Source organism: Rhizobium sp. ZX09 (assembly GCF_017357485.1).
Taxonomy (GTDB): domain Bacteria; phylum Pseudomonadota; class Alphaproteobacteria; order Rhizobiales; family Rhizobiaceae; genus Agrobacterium; species Agrobacterium pusense.
Genome location: NZ_CP031364.1, coordinates 1,955,606 through 1,975,037 on the forward strand (window position 1 = coordinate 1,955,606; position 19,432 = coordinate 1,975,037).

The 19,432-nt window shown below is 60.3% G+C and carries 16 protein-coding genes; 13 read left to right on the forward strand and 3 right to left on the reverse strand.

Annotation, left to right across the window (positions count from 1 at the left end):
• Window positions 1-55 precede the first annotated feature (55 nt).
• Both BTN45_RS23550 and BTN45_RS23555 read left to right on the forward strand, forming a co-directional pair.
• The gene (locus tag BTN45_RS23550) at window positions 56-400 is read left to right on the forward strand and encodes a formate dehydrogenase subunit delta (protein ID WP_004444566.1); all 345 of its coding nucleotides are present in this window, start codon (window positions 56-58) and stop codon (window positions 398-400) included.
• Between the two features lie 115 nt (window positions 401-515).
• A complete protein-coding gene (locus BTN45_RS23555; protein WP_034497883.1) occupies window positions 516-2,168 on the forward strand; it encodes an OFA family MFS transporter in 1,653 nt (550 codons plus the stop codon).
• Between the two features lie 135 nt (window positions 2,169-2,303).
• Here the strand turns inward: BTN45_RS23555 and BTN45_RS23560 are convergent, their stop codons facing one another.
• From BTN45_RS23560 to BTN45_RS23570, 3 genes are read right to left on the reverse strand one after another with little or no spacing between them, the layout of a single operon-like run.
• On the reverse strand, window positions 2,304-3,200 hold the full coding sequence (locus BTN45_RS23560) for a dihydrodipicolinate synthase family protein (RefSeq protein ID WP_207591407.1): 897 nt from the start codon (window positions 3,198-3,200) through the stop codon (window positions 2,304-2,306).
• A 31-nt stretch (window positions 3,201-3,231) separates the two neighbouring features.
• The gene (locus tag BTN45_RS23565; RefSeq protein ID WP_207591409.1) at window positions 3,232-4,113 is read right to left on the reverse strand and encodes an SMP-30/gluconolactonase/LRE family protein; all 882 of its coding nucleotides are present in this window, start codon (window positions 4,111-4,113) and stop codon (window positions 3,232-3,234) included.
• A 58-nt stretch (window positions 4,114-4,171) separates the two neighbouring features.
• Window positions 4,172-4,891, reverse strand: coding sequence for a FadR/GntR family transcriptional regulator (locus BTN45_RS23570; protein ID WP_003521683.1), 720 nt, complete (start codon window positions 4,889-4,891; stop codon window positions 4,172-4,174).
• 300 nt (window positions 4,892-5,191) lie between these two features.
• Here BTN45_RS23570 and BTN45_RS23575 point away from each other — a divergent pair, with 300 nt between their 5' ends.
• The 11 genes from BTN45_RS23575 (at window position 5,192) to BTN45_RS23625 (ending at window position 19,428) form a co-directional block, all read left to right on the forward strand.
• Window positions 5,192-7,141 carry an ABC transporter substrate-binding protein gene (locus tag BTN45_RS23575; RefSeq protein WP_207591411.1) on the forward strand — a complete coding sequence of 650 codons (1,950 nt, stop codon included), beginning with the start codon at window positions 5,192-5,194 and terminating at the stop codon, window positions 7,139-7,141.
• 121 nt (window positions 7,142-7,262) lie between these two features.
• The gene (locus tag BTN45_RS23580) at window positions 7,263-8,249 is read left to right on the forward strand and encodes an ABC transporter permease (protein ID WP_003521681.1); all 987 of its coding nucleotides are present in this window, start codon (window positions 7,263-7,265) and stop codon (window positions 8,247-8,249) included.
• Window positions 8,250-8,258: 9 nt separating this feature from the next.
• Entirely contained in the window at window positions 8,259-9,383 is a 1,125-nt protein-coding gene (locus BTN45_RS23585) for an ABC transporter permease (RefSeq protein WP_004444561.1), read from the forward strand.
• Between the two features lie 8 nt (window positions 9,384-9,391).
• Complete coding sequence (locus BTN45_RS23590) at window positions 9,392-11,116, forward strand: ABC transporter ATP-binding protein (RefSeq protein ID WP_207591413.1); 1,725 nt, start codon at window positions 9,392-9,394, stop codon at window positions 11,114-11,116.
• A gap of 42 nt (window positions 11,117-11,158) precedes the next feature.
• Window positions 11,159-12,346 (forward strand): galactarate dehydratase, encoded by a 1,188-nt coding sequence (locus BTN45_RS23595; RefSeq protein WP_022563876.1) that lies wholly within the window; start codon window positions 11,159-11,161, stop codon window positions 12,344-12,346.
• Entirely contained in the window at window positions 12,333-13,220 is an 888-nt protein-coding gene (locus BTN45_RS23600; RefSeq protein ID WP_207591415.1) for an aldose 1-epimerase, read from the forward strand. Before BTN45_RS23595 ends, BTN45_RS23600 begins: the two co-directional genes overlap by 14 nt.
• A gap of 153 nt (window positions 13,221-13,373) precedes the next feature.
• Entirely contained in the window at window positions 13,374-14,135 is a 762-nt protein-coding gene (locus BTN45_RS23605) for a FadR/GntR family transcriptional regulator (RefSeq protein WP_207591417.1), read from the forward strand.
• A gap of 78 nt (window positions 14,136-14,213) precedes the next feature.
• Window positions 14,214-15,722: an ABC transporter substrate-binding protein gene (locus tag BTN45_RS23610; RefSeq protein WP_207591419.1), complete on the forward strand. Its 1,509-nt coding sequence runs from the start codon at window positions 14,214-14,216 to the stop codon at window positions 15,720-15,722.
• Between the two features lie 67 nt (window positions 15,723-15,789).
• Window positions 15,790-16,737 carry an ABC transporter permease gene (locus BTN45_RS23615; protein ID WP_063951703.1) on the forward strand — a complete coding sequence of 316 codons (948 nt, stop codon included), beginning with the start codon at window positions 15,790-15,792 and terminating at the stop codon, window positions 16,735-16,737.
• A gap of 12 nt (window positions 16,738-16,749) precedes the next feature.
• Window positions 16,750-17,622: an ABC transporter permease gene (locus BTN45_RS23620; protein ID WP_207591422.1), complete on the forward strand. Its 873-nt coding sequence runs from the start codon at window positions 16,750-16,752 to the stop codon at window positions 17,620-17,622.
• A gap of 21 nt (window positions 17,623-17,643) precedes the next feature.
• Entirely contained in the window at window positions 17,644-19,428 is a 1,785-nt protein-coding gene (locus BTN45_RS23625; RefSeq protein ID WP_207591423.1) for a gamma-glutamyltransferase family protein, read from the forward strand.
• The last annotated feature ends 4 nt before the right edge of the window (window positions 19,429-19,432 follow it).

The following is a 19,432-nucleotide window of genomic DNA, read 5'->3' on the forward strand; positions in this document are numbered from 1 at the left end:
TCCCGGCCTTCTCATCATGTGGCGTCGGGACGTGAACTGGCGCGGGGAGTAGATCATGTTACTCAATCACACGGACGAAAAGCTGGTGAGGATGGCGAACCAGATTGCGACGTTTTTTCTGTCACAGCCGGAAGATATCCGTATCGATGGTGTTGCCACCCATATCAACAAGTTCTGGGAACCGCGCATGCGGCGGCGCTTCTTTGAGATGGTGGACGCCGGTGCCGGTGATTTTCTACCGCTTGTGATTGCCGCATCCAGAGAGATCAGAAGGCCAGACGCGCCAGCGGCCGATGCCGTAGGGCTGGGCGAAGACGCAAAGGGCGCACCGGGCGGCAAGGGACCGATTGCGGGAGAATCCCTTTCGGAGCCGAGCGTGCCCGAAACAACGCGCGTCTGACGCGTGCGGAAATGAATGAAGCTTGCCGCCGCATGGGAGGACGTTCGGCGGCATCGCTATTCGCCTGGCGGGGCGAATGAAAGATGTCCAGACATTCACGAGGGAGGTAGTGTCAATGGCAGTAGCAGGCGCAACGGCGGGAGAGGCGGCGCAAGCCGGGTTTTTGGACCGCGAACGAATAATCGCAAGACCGGGTTTCAATCGCTGGCTGGTGCCGCCGGCAGCGCTTGCCATTCATTTGTGCATAGGCATGGCCTATGGCTTTAGCGTATTTTGGCTGCCGCTGTCGAAAGCGTTGCCAGCGACGGATCCGAGCTGCTCCAGCCTCACGCTGGTCGGCGCACTGTTTACCACCGAATGCAATTGGCGTGTGGCTGATCTTGGATGGATCTATACGCTTTTCTTCGTGCTTCTCGGCTGCTCGGCGGCTATCTGGGGCGGCTGGCTGGAACGGGTGGGACCGCGCAAGGCGGGCTTCGTTTCCGCCTGCTGCTGGTGCGGCGGCATTCTGGTGGCATCCGTTGGCGTCATGACCCACCAATTGTGGCTGATGTGGCTGGGTGCCGGCGTCATTGGCGGCGTTGGCCTTGGCCTCGGTTATATTTCGCCGGTCTCGACCCTGATCAAATGGTTCCCGGATCGTCGCGGCATGGCCACGGGCATGGCCATCATGGGTTTCGGCGGTGGCGCGATGATCGGTGCGCCACTCGCTAACCTGCTGATGAATACCTTCAAGACTGAAACCTCTGTCGGCGTCTGGCAGACCTTCGTCGTCATGGCGTTGATATACTTCGTCTTCATGATGGCCGGCGCCTTCGGATATCGCATTCCGCCTGCGGGCTGGCGCCCGGAAGGCTGGACGGCGCCGGCGGCCAAAAGCGCGATGATCACCACGCGACACGTCCATCTGCGCGACGCGCATAAGACGAAACAGTTCTGGCTGATCTGGGCGGTGCTCTGCCTGAATGTTTCGGCCGGCATCGGTGTCATCGGCATGGCCTCTCCGATGCTGCAGGAAATTTTTGCGGGTTCTCTGATCGGCCTTCCGGGTGTCGGTTTTGCTGATCTCGATGCCGGCCAGAAGGCGCAGATTGCGGCGATTGCTGCCGGCTTCACCGGCCTTCTTTCGCTCTTTAACATTGGCGGCCGCTTTTTCTGGGCCTCCATGTCAGACAAGATCGGCCGCAAGAACACTTATTTCTGCTTCTTCATTCTCGGCATCATTCTTTACGCGCTGGCGCCGACGCTTGCGACGATGGGCAACAAGGCGCTTTTCGTTCTCGCCTTCGGTATCATACTGTCCATGTATGGCGGCGGTTTTGCCACCATCCCGGCCTATCTTGCGGACATCTTTGGCACGCAGTTCGTCGGCGCAATCCACGGCCGTCTCCTGACGGCATGGGCGACTGCCGGCATCGCCGGTCCCGTCGTCGTCAATTACATCCGCGAGGCACAGATCGCGGCGGGCGTGGCACCCGGACCCGCACTCTACACAAGCACCATGTATATTCTGGCAGGCATGCTGGCGATCGGCCTCGTGGCCAACGCCTTCGTGCGGCCGCTCTCGGACAAATGGTTCATGTCGGATTCGGAGGTGGCGGCGCTTCAGGCGAAGACTGCGGCTGCGAATGCCGGGCCGACAGGCTCCTTCGGGATCGGTCGCGGTGGACTGGACGCCAAGGCCGCTCTTGCCTGGGCTGCGGTTGGTATTCCGCTTCTCTGGGGCGTGTGGGTCACGGTAAAAAGCAGTCTGGCGCTATTCGGCTAGGCGTTCTGGCAAAAACTCATGTGCCAGCTCTTGGCCGGCACATGATCGATCAAGGCGAGGCGGCGCGGTTCGGATCACGTCAGATGAACCGCGCCCCGTCATTTGCGTAATTTGCAGCTGGACGGTGCGGCGCCATCAAGACCAGCTGGCAAGCAGTCCCTCAAGGGTCGCACGGTCCTCTTTATCCAGACGCGCCAGTCCCGGTGCTCGCACCGGGCCAACTTTGAACCCGAGTATGTCCATGGCTTCCTTCACAACGGTCACATTGGCGCCGTTGCGATATCGTGTGCGCAGCCGCTCGAACAATTCGATCTTTTGAACAATCTTTCGTGCAGCCGTAAAATCGCCTGAGGTCAGTGCCTCATGAACTTGCAGCGAAAATTGCGGCGCCACGTTAACGAGGCCGGAGGTGAAGCCGCGCGCACCAACCGCCGCGAAGGCAGCCGCCCAGCTTTCAGCCAGTCCACAGACATATAGAGCGCCGTTCGGATCGGAAGCGGCAATCGCGCGCGACAGAAGCATGATGTCGGTCGTTGCGAACTTGATGCCGGCGACATTCGGGTGGCTCGCAAGCCGCACCATGTCATCGACCGAAAAGCCGTCCGCCCGGACATAAGCGACCAGCGGCAGTTCGCTGCCTTCAGCGAGGCCGGTAAAGTAGTCGATCTGCGATTGCGGGGCTGCGAAAGGATCGACTGGCTGATGCGACATGACGGCGGATGCGCCCATTTCTTTTGCCTGACGTGCCAAGGAGAGCGCTTCGCGCTGAGAGCGTCCAATAGCCGCCGTGACCGGGGCTTTCCCGCCGACACCTTCTATCGCGGCCTCATAGACCTTCAGAATTTCTGCAGGCGTCAAGGCGTAGAATTCGCCGGTATTGCCTGCCGCGACGATATTATGGATTCCAGCCTTTGCAACGCGTGCGTAAACCTCGGCGGTAACACCGGTCTCCACTTCGCCGCTTGCATCGTAAGCCGTTACCGGAACGCCGGAGATGCCCTTCAGGGCCTGGCGAAAATCGAATGTCGTCATCAACTGGGTTCCTTAAGATCAAAAGTCATCTTCAGATGGAGAATTTGTGAACGGGCGTGCCGGCGGCCGGGGCATCGAATGCAACAACCGTACCTGCTGTGGTTATTCCGTCCGTCTCGGTGACGAGACTTGTAAGGTAGATCGTCTTGAGGTCGGGACCGCCGAAACAGGGCATGGTCGGCCCCTTGAACGGCAGCCTGTAGACCTCGAACAATTCGCCGTCCGGTGAAAAGCGGTTGAGACGTCCCGCCTGAACGCCGGCGCTCCAGTAGCAGCCTTCGCAATCGGTCGCCGCACCGTCCGGCCTGCCTTCATCCGGCGCGAAATCGTGCAGACGTTCGGGCGGGCCGATCCTGCCGGTCGCGACATCGAAATCGAACGCCTGATACATGAGGCCGCTGCTGTCGGAATGGTACATGCGTCTGCCGTCCGGGCTCCAGGCAAGTCCGTTCGAAGTGAACATGCCGCCATCGATGATGCGTTCGATGCCGCCATGCGGGGCAACGCGATAGAGGCGTGCATTGCCCGTCTGTACCGCGGCCTCATCGCGGGTCCCCACCCAGAAATGGCCGTCCGGGCCGACTTTCCCGTCGTTGAGGCGGCTGTCGGGCCGCCCGCCGTCCGGATCGCAGAGAAGATCGAGCTTGCCGCTCGCGGGATTAAGAAGATGCACGCCGGTCCTGAGGCCCGCCACGATCAAGCCATTGTCGCAAAGGCCGAGACAGCCGACCTGGGCGGGCATGTCGTATCTGTCGAGTTTTCCGCCGGGATGCAGGCGGAAAATGGCGGGCGCGAGAATATCGACGAACCACAGATCGCCGGTTCGATCGTCCCAGGCAGGCGATTCGCCGACCTTCAACGGGGTATCGATCAAGGAACGGAGCTTCGGTTCTATGTTATGCGGCTGGCTCACTGGTTCCTCTCCCTCATCCGCCCTTTATGATTCTATTTTCGACAGTGCAGGATGCGGCCTAACTGCCAACGCCCTGAAACATGCGGGCGCGCGCCTTCAATATGTGGTCTTTCATCGCGTCATGCGCAGCCTGCTCCCGTCGCGCAAAAATCGCTTCCACGATTGCCGTGTGCTCGTTCTGGACTTCGCGCACATGCTGCGGCGTCCGCTTGAGGCTGAGGCTACGTGTCACCGACTGGCCGATTGCGAAATGCGGCTTGAACCAGATCCGCACCGTGATGTGGAACTGGTTGTGGCTCGCCTTCGCGATGGCTTCGTGCAGGGCGAAATCTTCCTCAGCACCTAGATCGTTGCGCTCGAGACATTGTTCCAGCGCGGCAATCGCCTGCTCGATCCGCACCCTGTCAGCGGCCTGCCAGTTGCGCGCCGCAAGCTCAGCCGCGGAAGCCTCCAATCCGGCCCTGAACTCAAAAAAACGCTGCACGTCGGCCAGCGAGCCGACCGGCACCTGTTGCAACACGGAAGAATCCGGCTGCTGGCGTACATAGGAGCCGGATCCCTTTTGCGAAACGATAAGCTCGTCGTTCCGAAGCCGCTCCAGCGCTTCCCGCACAACCGGCCGCGATGCACCGAACAGCGACGCCAGATTCTGTTCCGATGGCAGCCGCTCGTTCACAGGAAACCGCCCGTCCGAAATCATGCCGACGATTTTTTCGTAGATGATGTCGCTCAGCCGAGTTTCGCCTCGAGCGGCGGCAGATGCAGTGTGATTGTCCATCAGCAGCCCTTTCGTTGCAAATCGCTGAAGTTAATGGGTTTCCTGCATTTTAATCGCAACAGAAATACCGGAGTTTTTATGCGCGGGGGGCTGTCGTACCGATTTTTTCTTCAAGCCTGATCCTGAAATCCGGTCTAGAGATAAAAAAGATGTAAAAATCTGTCAATACTTGTAATCATCTGAAAACGCCCATATGGTCTGCCCCTGCCGATGGAGGATCGGCTTGCTGGCTGGCCGGGAGGGCCGTCGCGGTTCGGTGAAAGCCGTCTCGCTGCCGGTGATTTTTTGGGAGGATTGTCGATGCGCGATGGCGAAGCATTTTCACTGGGCGTAACGCGCCGAACCTTTATGGCGGGTGTTGGCGGCGTGGCCGCACTTTCCGTCATGGGAGCCTCGGCGCGGGCTGCTGCCGGCAAGCAGGCGCCGGAACTGGAGGCGCTGGTAAAGGACGGCAAATTGCCGCCCTTGGCCGAACGCCTGCCGAAAAATCCGATGGTGGTGACGCCGCACGAGAAAATCGGCACCTATGGCGGCACATTGCGCCGTGGCCTGCGCGGTTCGTCGGACCATAACGGCATCCTGCGCATGGTCGGCAATCAGGGCCTTGTTCGCTGGAACATGGATTTCACCGAGGTTCTTCCGAACCTTGCGGTGAAATGGGAGGTCAACGACGATGCCTCGCAATTCACCTTCCATTTGCTGGAGGGCGCAAAATGGTCGGACGGCCACCCCTTCACCGCAGATGACGTGGTGTTCGCCATCGAGGACTGCATCAAGAACAAGGAGCTTTACAGTGCCACGCCGGCGCAGCTCTCCGTGGCCGGCAAGGCGGTCGATGTCGAAAAAGTCGACGATTTCACGGTAAAGTTCAAATTCGCCGCGCCGAATGCGCTTTATCTCGAAAACCTCGCCACGCCACTTGGCCAGCATCCGACGCTGTTTCCCAAACACTATTGCAGCAAGTTCCTGCCGAAATACAACACGGCGCTCGATGCTGATGTGAAGGCGGCGGGCGTCTCCAGCTGGACCGAACTGTTCCGCGCCAAATGCGGGGATATCGAAATTCCCTCCCGCTGGTCGAATGTCGAAAAGCCGACGCTTGATCCATGGGTGGTGAAGGAGCCTTACTCCGGCGGTGCGACACGGGTGGTCATGACCCGCAACCCATACTTCTGGCAGGTCGATACCGAAGGTAACCAGTTACCCTATATCGATGAAATCAATTTCGGCATTTCGCAGGATGTCGAATCGCTGATGCTGAACGTCATTTCCGGCAAGATCGACATTCAGGAGCGCCATATCAGCGTTCTCGCCAACAAGCCGACCCTGTCGCAGAACATGAAAAAGGGTGACTACCGCCTGCTGACTTTGGTGCCGTCTGCCGCGCAGCAGTGCCAGATTTACCTGAACATCACCCACAAAGACCCGGCAATGCGCAAGATGTTTGCAGACAAGTCTTTCCGTCAGGCATTGTCCATTGCGCTCAACCGGCAGGAAATCATCGACATCGTTTATTTCGGCCAAAGCGAAGGGTATCAGGCCGGGCCACGTCCGACACATCCCTGGTACAATGAAAAGCTGGCGCGGCAATTCACCGAATATGACACCGACAAGGCGAACGAGCTTCTCGACAAGGCCGGTTACGACAAGAAGAACGGCAACGGCATGCGGCTTCGTCCCGATGGCCAGCCGATCTTCTTCTCCATCGATGTTATCCCGACGCTCTATCCCGATCTGGTCGATGCGCTGGAGCTGGTGAAGGCGCAATGGGCGCAGATCGGCGTCGACATCAAGGTCAATACCATCGAACGCGCGCTCTATTATACACGCGGCGATGACAACGCCCATGATGCCGCCGTCTGGCCCGGTCCCGGCGGTCTCGATCCGATGCTCGACCCGCGCGATTTCTTCGCCTTCCACCCTCAGGGGTCGCGTTACGCCATTCCGTGGGCGCTCTGGTATACATCCAACGGCCAGAAGGGCGAGGAGCCGCCAGAAAGCCAGAAGAAGCGCTTCAAGCTTTTCGATGAGGCGCGCTCCACGGCCGACCTTGCCAAGCGCGGCGAGAAGATGAAGCAGATCTTCGACATTACGGCGGAAGAGTTCGAAACGATCGGCCTCTGCCTTGCGGTGGGCGGTTTCGGCATCATCCGCAACAATCTGCGCAACGTGCCGGAAACGGAACCCGACAGCTGGACCTGGCCCAATCCCGGCCCGGCGCTGCCGCAACAGTTCACCTTCACAAGCTGATAACGCCACATGGGCGTCGCTGCCGTAACGCGGCGACGCCTCTCAGGTTGTTTCGACCACCCACAGCCCGTCTCCTGAGTGGAAGGCGGTGCGTGCGGCACAATGTGATTGCGAGAACGACATGCTGCTTTTCATCGTAAAACGCCTGCTGTGGATGATACCGTCCCTGTTTGCCGTCAGTTTCCTTGCCTTTGTCCTGATCCAGCTGCCGCCCGGCGACTATGTGACGACCTATATCGCCACACTGGCCGCCTCCAACGAGGTCATCGACCACAATACGGCGGCGCAGCTGCGCGAACGTTTCGGCCTCGATGACCCGATGATCGTGCAATATCTGAAATGGATATGGGGCATCGTCAGCCGCGGCGATTTCGGCATTTCGTTCGAATGGCAGCAGCCGGTTTCAGGCCTCATCTGGGAGCGCATGGCGCTGACGCTGGTTCTGGCCATCGCAAGCCTTCTTGCAACCTGGGCCATCGCGCTTCCCATCGGCGTCTTCTCCGCCGTGCGCAAATATTCGATAGGAGACTATCTCTTCACTGCCTTTTCTTTTTTCGGCCTTTCCATACCCTCGTTCCTGCTGGCGCTGGTGCTGATGTATGTCGCGGCGGTAGAGTTCGGGGCCGATGTCGGCGGGCTGTTTTCCGCGGAATATGAGACCGCCTCGTGGAGCATCGCCAAGATGATGGACCTGATGGCTCATATCTGGCTGCCGGTCGCCATCCTTGCCGTGTCTTCCACCGCAAGCCTCATCCGCGTCATGCGCGCCAATATGCTGGATGAATTGCCCAAGCCCTATGTAACCACGGCGCGGGCGAAGGGATTGTCCGAGTTCAAGCTGCTGACGAAATATCCGCTCAGAATTGCGCTCAATCCGTTCATCTCCACCATCGCATGGCTGCTGCCCAATCTCATTTCGGGCTCCGTGGTCGTCGCCATCGTGCTCAATCTGCCGACGGCCGCGCCGCTGCTTTTGCAGTCGCTGATGGCGCAGGACATGTATCTCGCCGGCGCTTTCGTGCTGCTGATCTGCGCGCTGACGCTGATCGGTTCGCTTATCAGCGACATCCTGCTTGCGCTGGTCGATCCGCGCATCCGGCTCGAATAGGAGGGCGCCATGAGCGATATCACCATGACCACCAATGCCCGGCAGGACCGCGCCGCCGTCGCTTCGCAGTGGCAGCTCATCTGGTGGGCGTTCAAACGCCACAAGCTGGCCATGGCCGCCCTGTTCATCACCATCGCCATGTATATCGTCGCGCTGGTGCCGGGCTTCTTCGCCATCAACGATCCTGTGCTGCAGAATGCCCGCGCCACCTTCCATCCGCCGCAGCGCGTCCACTTCATCGATACGACCGAGGGTTTCTCGCTCGGGCTGCACTATTATCCGTTGAAGCTGACCCGCAATCCGGAGACGCTTGCGGCGGTCTTCGTCGAGGATACGGCGAAGAAAATTCCGGTTCAGCTTTTTGGTCGCGGTTACGAATATTCCGTGTTCGGCCTGTTCACCACGGACCTCCATCTGCTGGCATCCACCGACAAAACGCGGCCGCTCTTCCTCTTCGGCGCGGATCGTCTCGGGCGCGATGTCTTCAGTCGCGTTGTGCAGGGCGCGCAGGTTTCCCTGTCCATTGGTCTTGTCGGCGTGTTCTTCTCGCTGCTGCTCGGCGTCGTTCTCGGTGGCATATCCGGTTATTACGGCGGCCGCATCGATTTCGTCATGCAGCGCGTGATCGACTTCGTGCTGTCGCTCCCCACCATTCCCATCTGGCTGGCGCTGGCCGCCGCCCTGCCGCAGGGCTGGCCTGCCACGCTGCAATATATGATGATCACCATCATCCTGTCTCTGACCGGCTGGGCGCAACTCGCCCGTGTCGTGCGCGGCCGGTTCCTGTCGCTCAGGACCGAAGAGTTCGTGGCCGCGGCCCGGCTGGATGGCGTGCCGGAAGGGCGCATCATCTTCCGCCATATGCTGCCGAGCTTTTCGAGCCATATTATCGCTTCGGTCACGCTTGCGGTTCCGGCGATGATCCTTGCGGAAACATCGCTGTCCTTCCTCGGTCTCGGTCTGCAGCCGCCGACGATTTCCTGGGGCGTTTTGCTTCGCGAGGCGCAGAATATCCGCTCGATTGCAACCGCACCCTGGCTGTTCCTGCCCGGTGTGGCTGTCGTTATTGCCGTCATGGCTCTCAATCTGCTCGGCGACGGCCTGCGCGACGCAGCCGACCCCTATAACAAGTGAGGCCCCGGATGAGCGACATTCTTTCCATGAAGCCAGCCAAACCGCTGCTTGAAGTCCGCAATCTGGTCACTGAATTTCCGGTCAGAAACGGCGTTTTCCGGGCCGTCAACGATCTGTCTTTCTCCATCGATCCCGGCAAGACCCTCTGCGTCGTTGGCGAAAGCGGATCCGGCAAATCCGTCACCGCCCGCTCCATCCTGCAGATCATCGACAGTCCCGGTCGCATTGCGTCCGGGTCGATCATCCTCAACCGCGCCGACGGCACCTCTCTGGATCTGGCAAAGCTCGATCCGCGCAGCCGTGCCATCCGCTCGGTGCGCGGCGCTGATATCGCGATGATCTTTCAGGAGCCGATGTCGTCGCTTTCACCCGTGCATACCGTTGGTGACCAGATCACCGAGGTCCTGCGGCTGCACCTCAAGATGAGCAAGGCGCAGGCGCGCGCCGAGGCCATCGAACTGTTGCGGCAGGTGGAAATCCCCAACCCCGAAAAGGCGCTGGATCGCTACGCCTTCCAATATTCGGGAGGCATGCGCCAGCGTGCGATGATCGCCATGGCGCTGGCCTGCAAACCGCAGCTTCTGATCGCCGACGAACCGACGACGGCGCTCGATGTAACGACACAGGCCGAAATCCTCGACCTGATATCGCGGCTGCAAAAGGCGCATGGCATGGCGGTGCTGTTCATCACCCACGATATGGGTGTGGTGGCGCAGATTGCCGACGACGTGCTGGTCATGCACCATGGGGTCGCCAAGGAATATGGAACCGTGGATGAGATATTCCACAATCCGCAGGACCCCTATACCCGCATGTTGATCGGCTCCGTGCTGAAGCTGGAGCAGAAGGCTGAAATCCGGCTTGCGCGACCTCCGCTCGATCTCACGGCCGCGCCGGTGCTCGAAGTGAATGACCTTTCCATGCATTTCGGCGAGATGAAGGCGCTGGATGGCGTGTCGATCAAGCTATTGCCGGGCGAGACGCTCGGCATCGTCGGCGAAAGCGGTTCCGGCAAGACCACGATGGGCCGCTCCATCATGCGCCTTTACGATCCGACCGGCGGCGCGATGCTCTATCGCCGGGCAGATGGCAGCGTGGTCGATCTGGCCAGGATAGAAGGTCCCGAGCTGAAAGCCGCACGGCGTGAGCTGCGCATGGTTTTCCAGGACCCGTTCGGCTCGCTCAATCCGCGCATGACCGTGGCACAGGTCATCGGCGAGCCGTTGCTGGTCAACGGCATTGCCAGGGGCAGGGAGTTGGATGAGCGTGTCTGCGCCCTGATGGAGCAGGTGGGTCTCGATCCGGCCGGACGTGAACGTTACCCGCACGCTTTTTCCGGCGGCCAGCGCCAGCGCATCGGCATCGCCCGCGCCATAACCCTGAAGCCGCGTATCATCGTGGCGGACGAGGCGACCTCGGCGCTCGATGTTTCGGTGCGGTTTCAGGTGCTGGATCTTTTGATGCGGCTGCAGGACGAGCTGGGGCTCGCCTATATCTTCATCAGTCACGATATCGGCGTCATCCGCTATATGTGTGACCGCGTAGGCGTGATGTATCGCGGCAAGCTGGTGGAAGTGGGAGACGCCGAAAAGGTCTGCAACGCGCCGGATCATCCCTATACGCAGGCGCTTCTTTCCGCCATTCCGCGCCCGGACCCACGCGACCGGGACCGTACCCGCAGATTCCGCTACGTCGAACCATCCGAAGTCAAGAACGGGGCCGTCGCGCGATGATGCCGGGCCTCGCACGCTGCAATTCATGAGGAAAACTGAAGCATGAAAATCGATCGCATGCGGGTATTCGTCACCCGCGACAAGGACCGCCCCCGTGTCATCGTCGCTCTCGATACCGATGACGGTTTGACCGGCTGGGGTGAATGTTACAATCACGGCCCCGATCTCGCCCTGCCGCCGGTGCTGGATTACCTCTACGGATTCCTCGCCGGTCAGGATCCGACTCGGGTGGAGTATCTCTATAATCTCCTGCTCCAGCAGAACCGCTTTCCGCCTGGAGCGCTCGGTCTGTCGGCGATCTCGGCGCTCGATCATTGCCTCTGGGACCTCGCGGCCAAGGCGGCGGGCGTGCCGGTCTACAAGCTGCTGGGCGGCGAAGTGCGCGACCGTATCAAGGTCTATGCCGGTGTCTACACCGCGCCGGATGCGCCGGCGGCAAAGGAGGAATTCGACCGTCTCAACGAGGATTGGGGCTTCACGGCCTTCAAGCTCAGCCCGTGGCGCCTCGATATCCACGCCCATCGCTGGGGCGAGGTTGTGCGCAGTTCCGCCGAATATTTCCGTTCGCTTCGCGAAACGGTGCGGCCCGACTACGACATCGCCTTTGACGCCCATGCCAAAATTTTCGAGCCAGCGGCCGCCCGCCAGCTTGGCAATGCGCTTGCCCCTTATGATCCGCTGTTCTTCGAAGAGCCTCTGCGCCCGGAAAACATCGAGATGTGGGGAGACCTGAAACAGGGGCTGAACTGCACGCTGGCAACTGGTGAAAGCCTTTATAATCGCAATGAGTTCCTGCGTCTTCTTCAGGTAAAGGGTGCGGATATCATCCAGCCGGATATCTGCGTTGTCGGCGGCATTTCGGAGATGCGCCGCATCGCCACGCTCGCGGAAGCCCACTTCGTCAGCATCGCGCCGCATAACCCGATGGGACCGCTCGCCACCGCCGTCAACGTGCATTTTTCCGCTGCCCAGCAGAATTTCCGGATTCTCGAATACCGGCTGCCGAAAGGGCAATGCTACGTCTATGGCGGCACCGATCTCGAAAAACGCGAGGACGAAACCCGCTATGTCGTCGACCCCTATCTGCCGAAGGACGGATATCTGGAGCTGAGGCCCGACCGCCCAGGCTGGGGTGTCGAGATGGATGAAAAAGCCATGCAGGAAGATGGCTATGTTCATTGGCAAAGACGGGTGCCGAAACGGCCTGACGGCTCCTATGCCTTCGCCTGAAACGGTTACGATTGCCTGCGGGCGGCTCTCTGCCCGCCTGCGCCCCGCCTGGGGTGGCAGGATGACCCATCTGTGGCACGCGGACTACGGCGATATTCTGGTGCCGATAACGGAGCAGGATTTCGAGCCGTTCAACTGGCCGAGGGCTGGCGCATACCCGCTGTTTCCCTATCACAACCGGCTCTATCGCGGGTCCTTCGTCCATACAGCTATCCGCCATGACCTACTGCCGCATCCGGCGCTTGCGCCTGACGCCATGCATGGCCCGGCTCACCGCCGGCCGTGGGAGATTTCGGACCTGTCGTCGGATCGGGTCGCATTGGCACTGGACTACGAGGCTGACGAAGAGTGGCCGTTTTCCTTCCGCGCCGAGCAGTCTTTCCTGCTGCAAGACGACAGCATGACCGTGGAATTGTCGATAACAAATCGCGCTAATGTGCCTGCGCCGGTGTCGCTGGGCTGGCATCCCTATCTGGCGGCCGGGCTCGGTTGCGATGCGCGGACGGACGCCAAACTGCAATATCCGCTGGACGCGCAGAACGTGCCAACCGGCCAGCCGCCGGCACCTCGCCCGAAACCCGCCATTCCCGCTGCAACGGGATACACATTGCATTTCACCGATTGGTCAAGCGCGCAGGTCGACTTCGACAGGTTTTCACTACGGCTCGAAGCCGATGCGGTTTTCGGCCATCTCGCCGTACACCGCATGGAACGTTATCTCTGTCTTGAACCCGTTTCCATGGCCGCCGGAGCGCTTGGCCTGCCCCAGGCGCAGCGAGAAGGGCAGGGTCTGATGACGGTTGGCCCCGGCGAGCGCCTGTCGGGGCGCATCAGGCTCTCCATCGATCTTCAGGAGGGGTGGGTGCGTCTATAGCGCCCAATCGCCCAGCGCCCGCCGTTCACCCTCAAAAACGCCACATGCCCATATTTTGAGCGTCAGTTATTGCCGCTTAAAAATAAGCTTGACGACGGCAAAAATTTCTCACCAAATGAACCAATGTAAGATTGGTTCGGTAAATGGTGCGACGTGACGGTGAACCCCAACGACAACTCCAACTACGCGCTTGCGAAGTTGCGGGAGTACGTTCAGACGCAGGATCTTGCGAAAGACCGTCGCCTGCCCACGGAGCGGGCCTTCGCGGAAACCTTCAATGTCGGTCGTCGTGCGGTTCGTCGCGCTCTTGAGGTTCTGGAAGCCGAAGGCCTCATATGGCGGCGGCAGGGGGCCGGAACCTTTGTGGGTGAAAAACCGGATGATTGGTCCGCCCAGGTCACGGAACTGGTCGCCGGGACGGATTTCATGGAAATCATGGAAGTGCGCCTACGCATCGAGCCGCAGCTGGCGCAGCTCGCGGCCTTGCGCGCCAAGCCGGACGAGGTGGAGCGTATGCGCGCCCTTGTCGAAAAGACCGGTCAGAGCACGGATGCCGACGCCAAGGAATTATGGGATGGCTCGCTTCATCGCCAGATTGCCCAGAGCGCTGGCAACAAACTTTTCCTGTCCATCTTCGATGTCATCAACCGCGTGCGTCAGGATGATGCCTGGCAGTCGATACGGGAGCTTGCCCGGCGCAGCGGCGCAAACGGCAGGGCGTCTTTCGAACAGCATATGGCCATTGTCGACGCCATCGCCGACCGTGATCCCGCCAGAGCCGGTGAAGCCATGCGTCAGCATCTTCTCATGCATCAGGAAAGGCTGATCCGCGCCACGTCTCTCGGCTTTCTGGAGGAAGGCGTCGGGAAGGGCGATGCGGCCGAAGCTGTTAGTTCGATGACTGAGGCCTCTTGAGGCCACGGATGAAAACTGTCGCCCCTCACGGGGCGGCCAATGACAAAAAGTCAAAATAACCTGACCAGAGGAACGAACATGAAGAAAATCCAGACATTGACTGCGGCGCTGTTGGCAAGCGTATTTCTGGCCTCGCCGGTGCTATCGTCCGAATTGCGCATCGGCCTCAATGACGATGCCGATGTGCTCGACCCCGCGCAATCGCGCACCTTCGTCGGCCGCATCGTTTACACCGCCATGTGCGACAAGCTGGTGGATATCTCGCAGGACATGAAGATCGTGCCCCAGCTTGCCACCGAATGGGCCTGGTCCGAAGGCGGCAAGGTGCTGACCATGAAAATCCGCGATGGCGTCAAGTTCCACGATGGCGAAACGCTGGATGCGGCGGCCGTCGTCGCCACCATCGAGCGCAACATGACGCTGCCGGAATCCCGCCGCAAGAGCGAGTTGTCCTCCGTCGAGAAGGTCGAGGCGGCAGCACCGCTGGAAGTCAAATTCACCTTGAAGACGCCTGACGTTACCCTTCTGGCACAGCTTTCCGACCGCGCCGGCATGATCGTCGCACCGAAAGCGGCCAAGGAACTGGGCGCCAATTTCGGTTCGAAGCCGGTCTGCGCCGGACCGTTCAAATTTGTCGAGCGCATTCAGCAGGATCGCATCGTGCTCGAGAAATTTGCTGACTATTGGGACAAGGACAAAATCCTCGTCGACAAGGTCGTCTATCTCCCGATCCCCGACACCACGGTGAAGCTTGCGAACCTTCGTGCCGGCGATCTCGATCTCGCCGAGCGCATCTCGGCTTCCGATGCGGAATCCGTCAAGAATGACCCCAAACTGAACTATGCCGATGTCATCGGACCGGGCTACATGGCCATGTATGTCAACATCAACAATGGCGCGCGCGCGGATAATCCGCTCGGCAAGGACAAGCGCCTGCGTCAGGCCTTTTCCTACGCGATTGATCGCGAAGCGATCGGCCAGATTGTTTTTGAAGGCACCTCCAAGGCCGGCAATCAGGCTTATCCGCCCACAAGCCCCTGGTTCAACCAAAACCTGCCGGTTCCGCCGCGTGATATCGACAAGGCCAAGCAGTTGATGAAGGAGGCGGGTTACGAGACGCTGGATGTCGAGCTTCAGCATGCCAATAACACCACGCAGACGCAGATGATGCAGGTCATCCAGTCCATGGTGGCGGAGGCCGGTTTCAACGTCACCCTGAAGGCCACGGAATTTGCCACGCTTCTGTCCGAGCAGACTGCGGGCAATTATCAGCTCAGCCGCTCCGACTGGTCGGGACGTATCGATCCCGATGGCAACCTGCACCAGTTCGTCACCTGCAAGGGCGGCATCAACGATGTGAAATATTGCAATCCTGAAGTGGACAAGCTGCTGAACGAGGCCCGCGCTTCGACCGACGACGCGGTCCGCAAGGAAAAATACGACGCCGCAAGCGTCATCCTCAACGATGACATGCCGATCATCTACCTCGGCCACCAGCCCTATGCCTATGCCATTTCCAAAAAGGTCAAGGGCTGGGCGCCGTCGCCTGACGGCATGATCCGCCTCCTCGGCGTTTCCAAGGACTGACCACTTCGCATAGGCCGCGCGGCTTGCCGTGCGGCCGCCAAGACCGGACCAAAACGGGGGCAATGCCATGCCTGTTTATATCGGCAAGCGACTGCTGGTCGCGATCCCGACGCTTCTGATCATTTCCATCTTCGTTTTCTCGCTGCAGAAACTTCTGCCGGGCGATCCCATCCTGGCGATGGCGGGCGAGGAGCGCGACCCCGCGACGATTGAGTTTCTGCGCGAGAAATACCGTCTTAACGACCCGGTTCCACTCCAATACGTCAACTGGCTGGGCGGCGTGGTAACCGGCGATTTCGGCATTTCGCTGCGCACGAACCAGCCGGTTCTGGAACTGATCGGTCAGAAGCTGCCGGTGACCATTCAGTTGGCTGTCATGGCGATGTTCTTTGCCATGGTCATCGGAATTCCGATCGGCATTTTGGCCGCCGTGAAGAAGAATACCTGGATTGACTACACGGCCAATATCGTGGCGCTTTCCGGCCTGTCCATCCCGAATTTCTGGCTCGGCATTATGCTCATTTTGCTGGTGTCGGTGAAACTCGGCTGGCTGCCGGCATCCGGTTATGAATCGATCTTCGTCGACCCTGTCCGCTCCATCGAAACCATGATCATGCCCGCCTTTGTGCTGGGCAACGCACTGGCGGCGACGCTGATGCGCCATACGCGTTCGGCGATGGTGGCGGTGCTCAGTTCCGATTACATCCGCACCGCCCGCGCCAAGGGGCTTTCGCCGCGGGAGATCATCCTGTCGCATAGTTTCCGCAACGCGCTTCTGCCCGTTATCACGCTGTTGGCGCTGCTGTTCGGGGAACTGCTGGCCGGTGCAGTTCTGACGGAGCAGATATTCACCATTCCCGGCTTCGGCAAGATGACGGTCGACGCGGTCTTCACCCGTGATTATGCCGTCGTGCAGGGCATCGTGCTCTGCACCGCCGTCGGCTTCATCCTCATGAACCTCCTGGCCGACATTGCCTATGTCCTGCTCAACCCCCGCCTCAGGGCGACAATCTAAGGCCCTGATATCATGACCGTTCTGGATCAAAACCTTTCGATACCGGCGACACGGCAGGAAAGCCGCGCCTGGAAAAAAATGAAGCGCAACAAGTCGGCGCTCGCCGGCTTACTCATAGTGCTGTTTTTCGCCGTGCTGGCGATTGCCGCGCCAATATTGCCGATTGCCGATCCGGTTGCGACCAGCTGGTCGGCCATTCGCAAGGCGCCGTCGGCGGCCCACTGGCTCGGCACGGATGATCTCGGCCGCGATATTCTCTCGCGCATGATCTATGGCGCCCGCGCTTCGCTGATGGCCGGCGTCGTATCCGTCATGATCGCGGTGGTGATCGGCGTCCCCTTCGGGCTGATCTCCGGCTATTTCGGCGGCTGTTCGGATATGGTCATCTCCCGCATTACCGAAGCGCTACTCGCCATGCCGTTCCTGATCATGGCGATTGCGCTTGCCGCCTTTCTCGGCCCGAGCCTTACCAATGCGATGATCGCCATCGGCCTTTCGGCCATGCCGATCTTCGTGCGGCTGACGCGCGGGCAGGTGCTGGCCGTCAAGATGGAGGATTATGTCGAGGGTGCAAGGTCTATCGGCCTCAACCACATCGACATCATGACCCGCTACATCCTACCGAATGTCTTTGCCCCCATCATCGTGCAGGCGACGCTGACGGTGGCGACCGCCATCATCGCCGAGGCGAGCCTTTCCTTCCTCGGGCTTGGCCAGCAGGCGCCGGCGCCTTCCTGGGGTTCGATGCTGAACACCGCCAAGAACTTCTTGAGCCAGGCGCCATGGATGACGATGTGGCCCGGCATTGCCATCTTCCTCGTCGTCATCGGTTTCAATCTTCTGGGCGATGGCCTGCGCGATGCGCTCGATCCGCGCGAAGCATGATTTTTTATAAGGAATATCGGAATGACTGATTTCACCACACGCCCTGAAATCCTTGGCAACTTTGGCGTCGTCACTTCAACCCACTGGATCGCCTCGGCCGTCGGCATGGCGATCCTCGAGAAGGGTGGCAACGCTTTCGACGCCGCCGTCGCCACCGGTTTCGTCCTGCAGATCGTCGAGCCGCATCTGTGCGGTCCGGGCGGTGATATGCCCGCCGTGTTTTATTCGAAGCAGAAGGACAAGGTGGAGGTCATCTGTGCCCAGGGCCCGGCCCCGAGCGGTGCGACGATTGAACATTATACGTCGGAAGGTCTGAAACTCATCCCTGGCGATGGGCTGCTCGCCACCGTCATTCCCGGCGCCTTCGACGGTTGGATGCTGATGCTGCGCGACTATGGCACGATGAGCGTGCGCGACGTGCTGGAACCGGCCATCTATTATGCCGAACATGGGCATCCAACGCTGCCGCGTGTCTCTGCCACCATCAAGGGGCTCGCCCATTTCTTCGAGACGGAATGGCCGACATCCTACGAAACATGGCTGCCGGGTGGTGCCGCACCGGAGCCTCACGCCAATTTTCGCAACCCTGTTCTGGCGGCGACCTATCAGCGGATCATCACCGAAGCCGAAGCGCGTTCTGGCCGCGAAAACCAGATCGAGGCGGCGCGCGATGCCTTCTACCGGGGTTTCGTTGCGGAAGCCATCGACAGTTACATCAGCACCGCAGAGGTGATGGATGCCAGCGGCACAAGGCACAAGGGTGTGCTGACGGCGCAGGATATGGCCGGGTGGCGCGCTACCGTGGAAGCGCCACAGACGCTCGATTATCACGACTGGACGATTGCCAAGACGCCCGCCTGGGGGCAGGGTCCGGTTCTGCTGCAGTCGCTTGCGCTTCTAAAGGGCTTCGACATTGCGGCCATGGACCCGTCCGGTCCCGATTTCATCCACACCATCGTCGAAGCCATGAAGCTCGCCTTTGCTGACCGCGAGGTCTATTACGGCGATCCGGAATTCGGGCAGATTCCAACGGAGTATCTTCTCTCCGAGGGCTATAATTCCGGGCGCCGGGCGCTGATCGGTAGTGAGGCCTCGCTGGAGCTGCGTCCAGGCATCGTGCCGGGTTACGAAAAGCAGGTGGACGCGACAATGGCGATGCTGGCGGAGATGAGCGGCAAGGGCACCGTCTACGAGCCGACCATGTCGCATCTGACCGAAAAGCGCGGTGACACCGTGCATATCGATGTCATCGACCGCTGGGGCAACATGGTTTCCACCACGCCATCGGGCGGCTGGCTGCAGTCATCCCCCATCGTGCCGGGTCTCGGTTTCGCGCTCAATTCCCGCGCCCAGATGTTCTGGCTGAAGGAAGGCCTGCCGACCTCGCTTTCGCCGGGCAAACGCCCGCGCACCACGCTGACGCCCTCGCTTGCGCTGCATCAGGGCCGGCCTTCCATGGTCTTCGGTACGCCGGGTGGCGACCAGCAGGACCAGTGGCAGCTACCCTTCTTCCTGCGTTACGCCCACCACGGCAAGAACCTGCAGGCGTCCATCGACATGCCCTTGTTCCATACCTCGCATTTTCCGGGTTCGTTTTATCCGCGCACCAGTTCACCGGGTGAAATCATGGTGGAGGGCACAGTGGGCGAGGCAACGCTCGCCGCGCTTCGCCGTCGAGGCCACCGGGTCACGGTTGCCGATGCCTGGTCGGTGGGGCGGCTCACTGCCGCTCGTCGCGATGCAGACGGCCTGCTGCGCGCCGCCGCAACACCGCGGTTGATGCAGGCCTATGCGGTGGGGCGGTGAGACC